This is a genomic window from Brachybacterium sp. UNK5269 (genome assembly GCF_049266655.1).
GTDB lineage: Bacteria > Actinomycetota > Actinomycetes > Actinomycetales > Dermabacteraceae > Brachybacterium.
On the sequence record NZ_CP184883.1, the window covers coordinates 1604845 to 1618084 of the forward strand.

General features: G+C 73.4%; 13 protein-coding genes. All 13 read left to right on the forward strand.

The window, feature by feature from the left end; all coding sequences use genetic code 11:
- Positions 1-14 precede the first annotated feature (14 nt).
- The 13 genes from ACOJUI_RS07390 (at position 15) to gmk (ending at position 13205) form a co-directional block, all read left to right on the forward strand.
- Positions 15-1262 (forward strand): ABC transporter ATP-binding protein, encoded by a 1248-nt coding sequence (locus ACOJUI_RS07390; protein ID WP_422117415.1) that lies wholly within the window; start codon positions 15-17, stop codon positions 1260-1262.
- 95 nt (positions 1263-1357) lie between these two features.
- Entirely contained in the window at positions 1358-1975 is a 618-nt protein-coding gene (locus tag ACOJUI_RS07395; protein WP_422117416.1) for a MarR family transcriptional regulator, read from the forward strand.
- A gap of 74 nt (positions 1976-2049) precedes the next feature.
- Complete coding sequence (efp, locus tag ACOJUI_RS07400) at positions 2050-2610, forward strand: elongation factor P (protein ID WP_422117417.1); 561 nt, start codon at positions 2050-2052, stop codon at positions 2608-2610.
- Positions 2607-3143 carry a transcription antitermination factor NusB gene (gene nusB / locus ACOJUI_RS07405; protein ID WP_422117418.1) on the forward strand — a complete coding sequence of 179 codons (537 nt, stop codon included), beginning with the start codon at positions 2607-2609 and terminating at the stop codon, positions 3141-3143. Before efp ends, nusB begins: the two co-directional genes overlap by 4 nt.
- A gap of 147 nt (positions 3144-3290) precedes the next feature.
- Positions 3291-3914: a bifunctional pyr operon transcriptional regulator/uracil phosphoribosyltransferase PyrR gene (gene pyrR, locus ACOJUI_RS07410; RefSeq protein WP_422117419.1), complete on the forward strand. Its 624-nt coding sequence runs from the start codon at positions 3291-3293 to the stop codon at positions 3912-3914.
- A complete protein-coding gene (locus ACOJUI_RS07415) occupies positions 3911-4873 on the forward strand; it encodes an aspartate carbamoyltransferase catalytic subunit (protein WP_422117420.1) in 963 nt (320 codons plus the stop codon). Before pyrR ends, ACOJUI_RS07415 begins: the two co-directional genes overlap by 4 nt.
- A complete protein-coding gene (locus tag ACOJUI_RS07420; RefSeq protein ID WP_422117421.1) occupies positions 4863-6197 on the forward strand; it encodes a dihydroorotase in 1335 nt (444 codons plus the stop codon). Before ACOJUI_RS07415 ends, ACOJUI_RS07420 begins: the two co-directional genes overlap by 11 nt.
- On the forward strand, positions 6194-6688 hold the full coding sequence (locus tag ACOJUI_RS07425) for a hypothetical protein (RefSeq protein ID WP_422117422.1): 495 nt from the start codon (positions 6194-6196) through the stop codon (positions 6686-6688). Before ACOJUI_RS07420 ends, ACOJUI_RS07425 begins: the two co-directional genes overlap by 4 nt.
- Positions 6685-7884 (forward strand): glutamine-hydrolyzing carbamoyl-phosphate synthase small subunit, encoded by a 1200-nt coding sequence (carA, locus tag ACOJUI_RS07430; RefSeq protein ID WP_422117423.1) that lies wholly within the window; start codon positions 6685-6687, stop codon positions 7882-7884. The genes ACOJUI_RS07425 and carA overlap by 4 nt, the downstream gene beginning before the upstream one ends.
- A complete protein-coding gene (carB, locus tag ACOJUI_RS07435; protein WP_422117424.1) occupies positions 7884-11237 on the forward strand; it encodes a carbamoyl-phosphate synthase large subunit in 3354 nt (1117 codons plus the stop codon). The genes carA and carB overlap by 1 nt, the downstream gene beginning before the upstream one ends.
- A complete protein-coding gene (gene pyrF, locus ACOJUI_RS07440) occupies positions 11234-12073 on the forward strand; it encodes an orotidine-5'-phosphate decarboxylase (protein WP_422117425.1) in 840 nt (279 codons plus the stop codon). The genes carB and pyrF overlap by 4 nt, the downstream gene beginning before the upstream one ends.
- A 209-nt stretch (positions 12074-12282) precedes the next feature.
- Entirely contained in the window at positions 12283-12609 is a 327-nt protein-coding gene (mihF, locus tag ACOJUI_RS07445) for an integration host factor, actinobacterial type (RefSeq protein WP_299303478.1), read from the forward strand.
- The gene (gene gmk / locus ACOJUI_RS07450) at positions 12606-13205 is read left to right on the forward strand and encodes a guanylate kinase (RefSeq protein WP_422117426.1); all 600 of its coding nucleotides are present in this window, start codon (positions 12606-12608) and stop codon (positions 13203-13205) included. Before mihF ends, gmk begins: the two co-directional genes overlap by 4 nt.
- The last annotated feature ends 35 nt before the right edge of the window (positions 13206-13240 follow it).

The window sequence follows — 13240 nt, forward strand, 5'->3', positions numbered from 1 at the left end:
AGGAACCACGCACCATGGCCACCATCGAGCTCAAGAACCTGGTCAAGAAGTACGACGACGGCTTCCCCGCCGTCAACGACGTCTCCCTCGACATCGCCGACGGGGAGTTCGTGATCCTGGTCGGGCCCTCCGGCTGCGGCAAGTCGACCCTGCTGCGGATGATCGTCGGCCTCGAGGACATCACCGAGGGCGACCTGCTGATCGACGGCAAGCGCGTCAACGAGGTCGCCCCGCGCGACCGCAACCTGTCGATGGTCTTCCAGAACTACGCCCTGTACCCGCATCTGACGGTCTACGAGAACATCGCCTTCCCGATGCGGCTGTCCAAGAACAAGCTGCCCGATGCGGAGCTCGACGAGCGGGTGCGGCGCGCCTCGACGATGCTGGGCCTGGACGACCACCTCGAGCGCAAGCCCGGCAACCTCTCCGGCGGTCAGCGGCAGCGGGTCGCGATGGGCCGCGCCATCGTCCGCGAGGCCGACGCGTTCCTGTTCGACGAGCCGCTGTCGAACCTCGACGCGAAGCTGCGCGGACAGATGCGCACCCAGATCGCGCAGCTGCAGCGGCAGCTGGGGACCACCAGCGTCTACGTCACCCATGACCAGACCGAGGCGATGACGCTGGGGGACCGGGTGGCGGTGCTGAAGAAGGGCAAGCTGCAGCAGGTGGCCTCGCCCCGCGAGCTCTACGAGCAGCCGGTGAACCTGTTCGTGGCCGGCTTCATCGGATCGCCCTCGATGAACTTCCTGCCCGCCCACGAGTCCGGCGGTCGCCTGCAGACGCCGATCGGGGAGCTCGAGGCCCCCGAGTCCGTGATCGCCGCGGCCCGGGGACGGGACCTGGTGCTGCTGGGCATCCGCCCCGAGGCCTTCGAGGACTTCGAGTTCGTCGACGAGGCGCTCATCGCGCACGGGTCCCGGCTGACCGTCACCCCCTCGCACACCGAGTGGCTGGGCAACGAGCAGTACGGCTACATCGACTACGAGAAGGACCCGCAGGTCTCCGACGTGCTCGGTGAGCTGGCCCGGGACCTGGACCAGGACGACATCCCGCCGCTGATCGTGGTGACCCTGAGCTCGGCCAGCCGCATCCGCGGCGGCACCGAGGCGCAGCTGTGGGTGGACACCCGCAAGCTGCACGTCTTCGACGTGGGCACCGGCGAGAACCTCACCCGGGACCCCGAGCGGGGCGCGGAACTGACCCGCCAGGCCGGGGAGGACCGGGCCCGCGAGCTCGAGACCGCGGCGGAGGCGCGGGACTGAGCACCGGGAGCACCGGGGCACGCCGCGGGGCCAAGGACGGGCGGAAACGACTGTAGGCTCGGCCACACCTGATATCCGGTGTGGCAGGAGGCCCCGTGTTCGTGCTCTCGTTCTCCGGTCGCGCGGGGCACGGCCGGGACCTGCCCGACCCGGTGCCCGCGCTGCTGGCCTCCCTCGCCGACCTCGACCTGGCGCTGCCGGCGGAGCGCACGGCCGGACCCGAGGCGCTGGCCCTGGCCGGGCGGGCCGAGGCCGCGCTCGAGGCGGTGCTGTGCGCCCTCGAGCACGGCGGCGTCGCGATCGGGGTGGGGGTGGGCACGGTGGGCCATCCGCTGCCCGGTTCGGTGCGGGAGCTGAGCGGTCCCGCCGTGGACAGCGCGGCGGCCGCCCTGCGCGCGGCCTCGACCACCTCGCAGGTCCCGCTCGCGCTGCGCGCCGCCGACGGGCGCCAACGGGCGACCGCCGAGGATGCGCAGGCCGTGCTGCGCCTGCTGGGCTGGATGGTGCGCACCCGCAACCGCGGCCAGTGGCGGGTGGTGCAGGCGCTGCGGGAGGACCCCACCGCCACCCAGGCGCAGCTCGCCGAGCGCCTCGGGGTCACCCAGCAGACCGTCTCCCGCGCCGTCAAGACCAGCGGCTGGCGCGAGGAGAGCGCCGCCCATCCGCTGGCCGTGCGACTGCTCAGCATGATCGACCTCACCTCGGTGCGCTGAGACCCTCCGGCCCGGCGGTGCCGGCGGGGCTGCGCGCTATCCTTGACCCGCCCCGACGACTACCGAGGAGACTCATGGCGACGACGAACGATCTGAAGAACGGGATGGTCCTCGTGCTGGACCGGCAGCTGTGGAGCGTGGTCGAGTTCCAGCACGTCAAGCCCGGCAAGGGACCGGCCTTCGTGCGCACCAAGCTGAAGAACGTGATGTCCGGCAAGGGCGTCGACAAGACCTTCAACGCGGGCGTCAAGGTCGAGACCGCGACCGTCGACCGCCGCGACATGCAGTTCTCCTACCTCGACGGCGACATGTTCGTCTTCATGGACACCTCCAACTGGGAGCAGACCAACATCTCCGCCGAGACCGTCGGCGGCGCCAAGGACTTCATGCTCGAGGGCCAGGACGTGGTGGTCGCCTTCCACGAGGGCAATGCGCTGTTCGTCGAGCTGCCCGCCTCCGTGGTCCTGGAGATCTCCTTCACCGAGCCCGGTCTGCAGGGCGACCGCAGCAGCGGCGGCACCAAGCCGGCCACCCTCGAGACCGGTCGCGAGATCCAGGTCCCGCTGTTCCTGAACCAGGGCGACAAGGTCAAGGTCGACACGCGCAGCGGCGACTACCTCGAGCGCGTCAAGTGAGCGCAGGCTCGTCCCCCGAGGAGCCCCGCGCCCCTCGGGCCACCGGGCTGCCGCACCCCACCCGGGAGGGCGCCGAGGTCACCCTCGAGCGCACCGTCCCGGCCCGGGCGGACCGCCTGCACGGCCGCTCCCGGGACCGCATCCGCGCCCTGGACGTGCTCTTCGAGGCCGACGCCAAGCAGGTCGACGTGCTGGACGTGCTCGCCGAGCGGCTGCGCGTCACCGCGGCGCAGACCCCGCTGCCGCAGCTCGCCCGCGAGCTGGTCGAGCTCTACGCCCCCTACGCCCTGGACATCGACGAGGACCTCGAGACCCACTCCCGGGACTGGCCGCTGCACCGCATGCCCGCCGTGGACCGGGCGATCCTGCGCCTGGGCAGCGCCGAGGTGCTCTACGGGGAGAGCGACACCTCCCGCGGCGCCGTGATCGGCGAGTACACCAAGATCGCCGAGGTGCTCTCGACCGACGACTCGCCGCGCTTCGTCAACGGACTGCTGCAGCGCCTCGCCGAGGTGCGCGGCCTGCTCTCCTGAGCCGCCGGCGCCGCGGGCCGCGCCCGCCGGCGTCCGCAGAGCGGTCGGCCCGCCCGCGCACGGCCCGCGCCCTCTAGACTCGGCCCAGCCCGATCGGGCACAGACCCTTTAACGACACGTCCTGTGAGGCGTGGAAGGGAGATCCCCATGCATGACCCCGCCGTCGACCAGCCCGGATCCACGCCCCCAGCCCAGCGCTCCCGGGTGCTCGGCCCCGAGGAGATCCGCCGCGCCCTGACCCGCATCGCCCACGAGATCCTCGAGAGCGGCCACGGGGCCGACGACCTCGTCCTGCTCGGCATCCCGCACCGCGGGGTGCCGCTCGCGCGCCGGCTCGCCGAGCTGATCGCCCGCGCCGAGGGGCGCCCGCCCGGTGAGGACCCCGGCGCCCTGTACGGGGCGCTGGACATCACGATGTACCGCGACGACCTGCGTCGCAATCCGACCCGTGCGCCCAGCCCCACCCGCATCCCGCTGAGCGGCATCGACGGCCGCACCGTGGTGCTGGTCGACGACGTGCTCTTCTCCGGCCGCACCGTCCGCGCCGCCCTCGACGCCCTGGGCGCGATCGGCCGGCCCGCCGCGGTGCGCCTGGCGGTGCTCGTGGACCGCGGCCACCGGGAGCTGCCGATCCGCGCCGACCACGTCGGCAAGAACCTGCCCACCTCCCGCAGCGAGCGGGTCCACGTCCAGCTCGTCGAGACCGACGGCGAGGACGCGGTGGACATCGTCCGGCCCGCGCCCCGCCCCAGCAGCGGGGGAGCGGCATGAGGCACTTCATCGCGATCGCGGACCTCAGCCGCGAGGAGGCCTGCGCGGTGCTCTCCACCGCCGAGCAGATGGCCGCCACCCAGTCCCGCTCGATCCGCAAGCTGCCCGCCCTGGTGGGCACCACCGTGGTGAACCTCTTCTTCGAGGACTCCACCCGCACCCGGATCAGCTTCGAGGCGGCCGCGAAGCGGCTGTCGGCCGACGTCATCAACTTCTCCGCGAAGGGCTCGAGCCTGTCCAAGGGCGAGTCCCTCAAGGACACCGCCCTGACCCTGCAGGCGATGGGCGCCGACGCCGTGGTGGTCCGCTCGGGCTCCGCCGGCGCCGCGCACCTGCTGGCCCACGCCGGCTGGATCGACCAGCCCATCATCAACGCCGGCGACGGCGCCCACGAGCACCCCACCCAGGCGATGCTCGACGCCTTCACCCTGCGCCGCCATCTGCGGCCGGGCGACCCGGCCGGCGGGCTCGACGGCCTCCACGTGGTCATCGTCGGCGACGTGCTGCACTCGCGGGTGGCCCGCTCCGACGTGCTGCTGCTGACCCTGCTGGGCGCCCGCGTCACCCTGGTCGCCCCGCCCGCCCTGGTGCCCGTCGGCGCGACCGCCTGGCCCTGCGCGATCAGCTACGACCTCGACCAGGCCCTGGCCACCGGCCCCGATGCGGTGATGATGCTGCGCGTCCAGAGCGAGCGGATGGTCGGCGGCGGCTTCTTCCCCACCGCGGGGGAGTACTCCCGCCGCTACGGGCTGACCAGCGCCCGCGCCGCCGCCCTGCCCGCGCACACGATCGTCATGCACCCCGGGCCGATGAACCGCGGCTTCGAGATCGCGGGCGACGTCGCCGACTCCCCGCGCAGCGTCATCGTCGAACAGGTCGCCTCCGGCGTGTTCGTGCGCATGGCCGTCCTGTTCCACCTGCTCGCCACCGACGCCCGGGAGGCCCCCCATGTCCGCTGAGACCCCCGCCCCGGTCGGGGCCGACCCGGTCGCTCCGCTCCTCATCCGCGGCGGCCGCCCCTACGGCGAGGACGTCCAGGACGTGCTGCTGGTCGGCGGCCTGATCGCGGCCGTCGGCCCGGACCTCGAGGCCCCCGCCGGGGCGGAGGTCGTCGAGGCCGACGGCTGCATCGTGCTGCCGGGCCTGGTGGACCTCCACACCCACCTGCGCGAGCCCGGCGGCGAGGAGGCCGAGAGCATCGAGTCCGGCACCCGCGCCGCCGCCCGCGGCGGCTTCACCGCCGTGCACGCGATGGCCAACACCACCCCGGTGGCCGACACCGCGGGCGTCGTCGAGCAGGTCGCCCGCCGCGGGGAGACCGCCGGCTGGTGCTCGGTGCGCCCGGTCGGCGCGGTCACCGTGGGCCTGGCGGGGGAGCGGCTCGCCGAGCTCGACGCGATGGCCGGCTCCCGCGCGAAGGTGCGGGTGTTCAGCGACGACGGCCGCTGCGTCCACGACCCGGTGCTGATGCGCCGCGCCCTGGAGTACGTCAAGACCTTCGACGGCGTCATCGCCCAGCACGCCCAGGACCCCCGCCTCACCGAGGGCGCCCAGATGCACGAGGGCATCGTCTCGGCCGAGCTGGGACTGACCGGCTGGCCGGCCGTGGCCGAGGAGTCGATCATCGCCCGCGACGTGCTGCTGGCCCAGCACGTCGGCTCCCGCCTGCACGTGTGCCACCTGTCCACCGCCGGCAGCGTGGACATCGTGCGCTGGGCCAAGCAGCGCGGCATCGCGGTGACCGCCGAGGTCACCCCCCACCACCTGCTGCTGACCGATGAGCGGGTGCGGCAGTTCGACGCGGTGTTCAAGGTGAACCCGCCGCTGCGCACCGCCGCGGACGTCGAGGCGGTCCGGGCGGGACTGGCCGACGGCACCATCGACATCGTCGCCACCGACCACGCCCCCCACCCCCGCGACGCCAAGGACCGCGAATGGGACCAGGCCGCCATGGGCATGACCGGGCTCGAGACCGCCCTGTCGATCGTGCAGTCCACCATGGTCGATCAGGGCACCCTGAGCTGGCGGGACGTGGCGAGGGTGATGTCCGAGAAGCCCGCCGAGATAGGCCGCGACGAGGACCAGGGCCGCCCGCTGGCCCCCGGCGCCCCCGCCCACGTCCTGGTCTGGGACCCGCGCCCGATGCGCCGGGTCGACCCCTCCGAGCACGCCTCCCGCAGCCGCAACTCGCCGTTCGCGGGCCTCGAGCTGCCCGGGGCGAACCGGCTCACCGTGCTCGGCGGTCGGCCCACCGTGCGCGAGGGGGCGGTGGTGGCGCGGTGAGCGAGCAGCTCGTCCCGGTCCTGCTGCTGGCCGCCCTGTTCGCCCTGATCCTGGCCGCCATGGCATGGGGCTGGCGCCGCCGCGGCCGCTCCCAGCAGCATCTGCCCGCCCCCGCCGGCACGGGCCTCGAGACGCTCGGGGAGGGCGTCGCCCACGGCCCCGTCGACGCCGTCTACGTCGACACCGTGCTCGCCGAGCAGCCGCTCGAGCGGGTCGTCGCCCACGGCCTCGGCCAGCGCTCGAAGGCCGAGGTGACCCTCGGCGACCGCGGCTCCTGGCACCTGCAGCGCGAGGGCGCCCCGGCCCTGACCATCCCCGCGGCCGTGGTCGCCGAGATCACCGCCGGCCCCGGCATGGCCGGCAAGTTCATCGGCGGCGACGGCCTCCTGATCATCCGCTGGCGCCTCGGCGACCAGCTCCTGGACACCGGACTGCGGCTCGCCTCGCGATCCGACCACGACCTCCTCCTGACCCGGAAGGACCCCGCATGACCACCACCCTGACCCCCACGCCCGCCGCCCGGCGCGCCCGGCGCGAGCCGGCGCTGCTGATCCTCGAGGACGGCACCGTCGTGCGCGGCAGCGCCTACGGCGCCCGCGGCGCCCGCCTCGGCGAGGTCGTCTTCACCACCGGCATGACCGGCTACCAGGAGACCCTCACCGACCCCTCCTACGCCGGCCAGATCGTGGTGCAGACCGCCCCCCACATCGGCAACACCGGCGCCAACGCGCAGGACATGGAGTCCCGCAGGGTGTGGGTGCGCGGCTACGCCGTGCGCGACGCCTCCCGCATCGCCTCCAACCACCGCGCCGAGCAGACCCTCGACGACCTCCTGATCAGCAGCGACATCGTCGGCATCAGCGACATCGACACCCGCATGCTCACCCGTCGGCTGCGCGAGACCGGCTCCCTGCGCGGCGGCATCTTCTCCGGCGACGCCCTGAGCGTCCCCGAGCAGGAGCTGCTGACCCGGGTGCGCGAGCAGCCCACCATGACCGGCGCGAGCTTCGTCGAGGAGGTCACCATCGCCCAGCCGGTGCTGCTCGAGCCCGAGGGGGAGGCGATCGCCACCGTCGCCGCCGTCGACCTCGGCATCAAGGGCGCCTCCCCGCGCAGCATGCTGGCCCGCGGCCTGCGCGTGCACCTGCTGCCGGCGACCACCTCGCTCGAGGACCTGTTGGCCACCCGCCCCGATGCGGTGTTCTTCTCCAACGGCCCCGGCGACCCCGCCGCCGCCACCGCGCAGATCGAGCTGCTGCGCGGCGTGCTGGACGCGGGCCTGCCCTTCTTCGGCATCTGCTTCGGCAACCAGCTGCTGGGCCGCGCCCTCGGCTTCGAGACCTACAAGCTGAAGTTCGGCCACCGCGGCATCAACCAGCCGGTGCAGAACCGCGAGACCGGGGAGGTGGCGATCACCGCCCACAACCACGGCTTCGCCGTCGACCTCCCCCTCGAGGGCGAGCACGTCGCCCCCTACGACGGCGGCCGCTACGGCCGCGTGGTGGTCTCGCACGTCGGCCTCAACGACGACGTGGTCGAGGGCCTGCGCTGCCTCGACCGGCCCGCCTTCTCCGTCCAGTACCACCCCGAGGCGGCCGGCGGCCCCCACGACGCCTCGCCCCTCTTCGACCATCTGGCAGAGCTCGCCGTCGCCCACCGCGACGCCTCCGCCGCCAAGGAGTCCTGATGCCCCGTCGTCCCGACATCTCGTCCGTCCTCGTCATCGGCTCCGGCCCGATCGTCATCGGCCAGGCCGCCGAGTTCGACTACTCCGGCACCCAGGCCTGCCGCGTGCTGCGCGAGGAGGGCCTGCGGGTCATCCTCGTCAACTCCAACCCCGCCACGATCATGACCGACCCGGACATCGCCGACGCCACCTACATCGAGCCGATCCACCCCGAGATCCTGCGCTCGATCATCGCCGCCGAGCGGCCCGACGCGGTGCTGCCCACCCTCGGCGGCCAGACCGCGCTGAACGCGGCGATCGCCCTCGCCGAGGACGGCACCCTGGAGGAGTTCGGCGTCGAGATGATCGGCGCCAGCCTCGAGGCGATCAACAAGGCCGAGGACCGCAGCCTGTTCAAGCAGGTCGTCGAGAAGGTGGGCGGCGAGTCCGCGCGCTCCAAGATCTGCCACACCATGGACGAGCTGCTGGAGGCGGCCGAGGAGCTCGGCTACCCGATGGTGGTGCGGCCCAGCTTCACCATGGGCGGCCTCGGCTCCGGCATGGCCTACGACGAGGCCGACCTGCGCCGCATCGGCGGCGACGGCCTGCACTACTCGCCGACCACCGAGGTGCTCCTGGAGGAGTCCATCCTCGGCTGGAAGGAGTTCGAGCTCGAGCTGATGCGCGACAAGAACGACAACTGCGTCGTGGTCTGCTCGATCGAGAACGTCGACGCGGTCGGCGTCCACACCGGCGACTCCGTCACCGTCGCCCCCGCCCTCACCCTCACCGACGTCGAGCTGCAGGAGCTGCGCGACCTCGGCATCGCCATCATCCGCGAGGTCGGCGTCGACACCGGCGGCTGCAATGTGCAGTTCGCGACCCATCCCGAGACCGGCCGGGTGGTCGTGATCGAGATGAACCCGCGCGTCTCCCGGTCCTCGGCGCTCGCCTCCAAGGCCACCGGCTTCCCGATCGCCAAGATCGCCGCGCGCCTCGCGATCGGCTACACGCTCGACGAGATCCGCAACGACATCACCGGCACCACCCCCGCCAGCTTCGAGCCGGCGCTGGACTACGTCGTGGTCAAGGTGCCCCGCTTCGCCTTCGAGAAGTTCCCGGCCGCGGACCCCACCCTCACCACCACCATGAAGAGCGTCGGCGAGGCGATGGCCCTGGGCCGCAACTTCACCGAGGCGCTCGGCAAGGCCCAGCGCTCCCTGGACGTCAAGGGCGCCTCGCCCAGCTACGAGGGTCGCCCGCCCTCGGCCACCGAGGTCGCCGCCCTGATCGACCAGGTGCGCACCCCCACCGACACCCGCCTGGTGACCGTCTCGCGGATCCTCTGGGCCGCCGCCGAGGGGATCGTCGATCCCGCCGAGACCCTCGACCGGCTGGTCGAGGCGACCTGGATCGACCGCTGGTTCCTCGACCAGATGCTGATGGTCGCCGAGCTCGCCGCCGAGGTCCGCGGCAGCGCGGTGCTGGACGCCGAGCTGCTGGGCCTGGCCAAGCGCCACGGCCTGTCCGACGACCAGATCGGCACCCTGCGCGGCCAGAGCGGCGACGTGGTGCGCGGCGTGCGCCAGGCCCTGGGCATCACCCCGGTGTTCAAGACGGTCGACACCTGCGCGGCGGAGTTCGCCTCCCGCACCCCGTACCACTACTCGAGCTACGACCAGGAGACCGAGGTGGAGCCGCGCGAGCGCCCCGCCATCCTGATCCTGGGCTCGGGACCCAACCGCATCGGCCAGGGCATCGAGTTCGACTACTCCTGCGTCCACGCCGCGCTCGCCCTCGGGGACCGCGACCTGCCCGGCGGCGGCTACGAGACCGTCATGATCAACTGCAACCCCGAGACGGTCTCCACCGACTACGACATCGCCGACCGGCTCTACTTCGAGCCCCTCACCTTCGAGGACGTGGTCGCGGTGTACGAGGCGGAGAAGGCCGCCGGACCGGTGGCCGGCGTCATCGTCCAGCTCGGCGGCCAGACCCCGCTCTCGCTGGCCCGCCGGCTCGAGGCCGCCGGGCTGCCGATCATCGGCACCAGCCCCGCCGCGATCGACAGCGCCGAGGACCGCGGGCACTTCGGCGCGGTGCTCGCCGACGCCCACCTGCCGGCCCCGCCCTACGGCACCGCCTGGGGGCTCGGGGACGCGATCGAGGTGGCCCGCGAGGTCGGCTACCCGGTGCTGGTGCGCCCCAGCTACGTGCTCGGCGGGCGCGGCATGGAGATCGTCTACGACGAGGCGGGCCTGATCGACTACGTCGGCCGGAACCTGCCCGACGGCGGCCGGGCCGAGGCCCCGATCCTCATCGACAGCTTCCTCGACACCGCGATCGAGATCGACGTCGACGCCCTGTACGACGGCACCGACCTCTACATCGGCGGGATCATGGAGCACATCGAGGAGGCCGGGATCCACTCCGGCGACTCCGCCTGCACCCTGCCCCCGGTGACCCTCAGCGACGCGGTGCTCGAGCGCATCCGCGCCTCCACCCTCGGGATCGCCGCCGGGGTGGGCGTGCGCGGACTGCTCAACGTCCAGTACGCCCTCTCCCACGGGGTGCTCTACGTGCTCGAGGCCAACCCCCGCGCCTCCCGCACGGTGCCCTTCGTCGCCAAGGCCACCGGCGTGCCGCTGGCCCAGGCCGCCGCGCTGCTGATGGCCGGCACCTCCATCGCCGACCTGCGCCGCGGCGGGGTGCTGCCCGCCGAGGGCGACGGCGCGGACCTGCCCGACGACTGGCCGATCGCGGTCAAGGAGGCGGTGCTGCCCTTCAAGCGGTTCCGCACCCGCGAGGGACGCGCGGTGGACTCGGTGCTCGGTCCCGAGATGCGCTCGACCGGCGAGGTGATGGGACTGGACTCGACCTTCCCACTGGCTTTTGCGAAGTCGCAGCTGGCCATCTCGGGCCAGGGGCTGCCCACCTCCGGCACCGCCTTCGTCTCGGTCTCCGACCGCGACAAGCGCTCGCTCACGCTGCCGGTGGCCCGCCTCGCGGCGCTCGGCTTCGAGATCCTCACCACCGCCGGCACCGGCAGGGTGCTGCGCCGCTACGGCATCCCCTGCCGGGTGCTGCGCAAGGCCTCCGAGCCCGGCGACGAGGCGAGCGTCATCGAGCTGATCGAGACCGGCGCGGTGGACCTGGTGCTGAACACCCCCTCGGGCTCCAACGCGCGGGTGGACGGCTACGCCATCCGGGCGGCCGCGACCAGCATGGACGTCCCGATGATCACCACCCTGCAGGCGTTCCAGGCGGCGGTGCAGGCGATCGAGGCGCGTCCGGTGGAGCCCTTCGCGGTGGGCAGCCTGCAGGCGCACACCGCCCGCCTGGTCGCGGCCCGCGCCGCGACGGCCGCGGCGTGAGCGGCGCCGGCTTCGGCGACCGCCTCCAGCAGGCGGTCGCCGAGCACGGGAGGATCGTGGCCGGCATCGACCCTCACGCCTCCCTGCTCGAGGCCTGGTCGCTGCCCGACACCCCGGAGGGGCTGCGGGAGTTCTCGCACGCCGCGCTCGCGGCGGTGAGCGGCCGGGTCGCCGCGATCAAACCGCAGTCGGCCTTCTTCGAGCGCCACGGCGCCGCGGGGGTGGCGGTGCTCGAGGAGCTGCTGGCCGCCGCCCGCACGAGCGGGGTGCTCACGATCCTGGACGTCAAGCGCGGCGACATCGGCTCGACGATGGGGGCCTACGCGCAGGCGCACCTGCTGCCGGGAGCCCCGCTCGAGGCCGACGCGATCACGCTCAGCCCGTTCCTGGGCACCGGCTCCCTGGACCCGGCGGCCGCCCTCGCGGCCGCGCACGGCAAGGGGCTGTTCCTGCTGGCGCTGACCTCGAACCCCGCCGGCGCGCAGGTCCAGCACGCCCTGACCGGCCCGGACACGCCGGTGGCGCTCGCGATCGCGCGACACGCCGAGCAGATCGGCGGCGCCCGGGACGGGGCCTGGTCGAGCGTCGGACTGGTGGTCGGGGCGACCGTCGGCGACGCCTTCCGCCGCTTCGGTCTGGACCGCGCCGCCCCCTCGGTGCCGCTGCTCGCCCCGGGCTTCGGGGCGCAGGGCGCCGGCCCCGCGCAGATCCCCGAGGTCTTCGGTGAAGGCGCAGGTCAGGTTCTGGTTTCCCTGTCCCGTGGGCTGCTCGCGGCCGGGCCGGACCAGGCCGCGCTGAGCCGGCGGGCCGAGGAGCTGCGCCGCGAGTACGCCTGAGCGGGAGCCGACGGGGCCGCTCGGGCGGCCGCTGCGGCGGGGTCCGCGCGGCCCGGTGGCGGGGCCCGTCAGCGGCCGCCGATCTGCACCGGACCAGCGACGAAGCGTCCGGAAAGTGCGCTCGGCCACCATTATGGGGTTACGCTCTTCCCACACCGAGGCCCTCCGGGTCTTGCACGTCACCAGCGACAGAACAAGAGGTAAGAACAGTGGCTCTCCCTCCCCTCACCCCTGAGCAGCGGGCCGATGCCCTGAAGAAGGCCGCCGAGGCCCGTCGCGAGCGCGCGGCCATCAAGGCACGGCTCAAGGACAGCGCCGGCCACCGCGGCGAGGAGATCAAGAAGGTCCTCACCGAGGCCGAGACCAACGAGGTCGTCGGCCGGCTGCGGGTCTCCGCCCTGCTGGAGGCGCTCCCCGGCGTCGGCAAGGTCAAGGCGCAGCAGATCATGGAGGAGATCGGCATCTCCCCCTCCCGCAAGATCCGGGGCCTCGGCTCCCATCAGGCGGAGAAGCTCGTCGCGCACTTCTCCGAGTGAACGACCGTTCCCCCGGGGCCGGCGCCGAGCAGGTGCCGGCCCCGGTCACCGTGCTGGCCGGACCGACCGCCGTCGGCAAGGGCACCGTCTCCGCGGCGATCCGCGCCCGGTACCCGCAGATCTGGCTGTCCGTCTCCGCGACCACCCGCCCTCCCCGCCCTGGTGAGATCGACGGCGTCCACTACCGCTTCGTGACCGAGGACGAGTTCACCCGCCTGGTCGAGACGGACCAGATGCTCGAGTGGGCGGTGGTCCACGGCCGTCACCGCTACGGCACCCCCCGCCTCCCCGTCGAGGAGGCCGTCGCCGCGGGCCGCCCGGTGCTGCTGGAGATCGACCTCGCCGGCGCCCGGCAGGTGCGGCGCACCCTGCCGGAGGCCCGCTTCGTGTTCCTCGCCCCGCCGGACTGGGACACCCTGGTGGACCGCCTGGTGGGCCGCGGCACCGAGACCCCGGAGGAGCGCACCCGGCGCCTGGAGACCGCCCGGCGGGAGCTCGCCGCCGAGAGCGAGTTCGACGTGACCATCGTCAACGACGAGGTCCCGCGCGCCACCGCCGAGCTCGCCGCCCTGCTCGGGGTGCGCGACCTCACCTGAGACCGCGCTCGCCCGCCCTCGCCCCCGGATCGCGG

Excerpts from the sequence above, each read along its gene's own strand:
- ACOJUI_RS07420 (WP_422117421.1), top strand. The coding sequence starts at position 4,863 with ATGTCCGCTGAGACCCCCGCCCCGGTCGGGGCCGACCCGGTCGCTCCG.
- carB (WP_422117424.1), top strand. The coding sequence starts at position 7,884 with ATGCCCCGTCGTCCCGACATCTCGTCCGTCCTCGTCATCGGCTCCGGC.
- ACOJUI_RS07415 (WP_422117420.1), top strand. The coding sequence starts at position 3,911 with ATGAGGCACTTCATCGCGATCGCGGACCTCAGCCGCGAGGAGGCCTGC.
- efp (WP_422117417.1), top strand. The coding sequence starts at position 2,050 with ATGGCGACGACGAACGATCTGAAGAACGGGATGGTCCTCGTGCTGGAC.
- ACOJUI_RS07390 (WP_422117415.1), top strand. The coding sequence starts at position 15 with ATGGCCACCATCGAGCTCAAGAACCTGGTCAAGAAGTACGACGACGGC.
- pyrR (WP_422117419.1), top strand. The coding sequence starts at position 3,291 with ATGCATGACCCCGCCGTCGACCAGCCCGGATCCACGCCCCCAGCCCAG.
- carA (WP_422117423.1), top strand. The coding sequence starts at position 6,685 with ATGACCACCACCCTGACCCCCACGCCCGCCGCCCGGCGCGCCCGGCGC.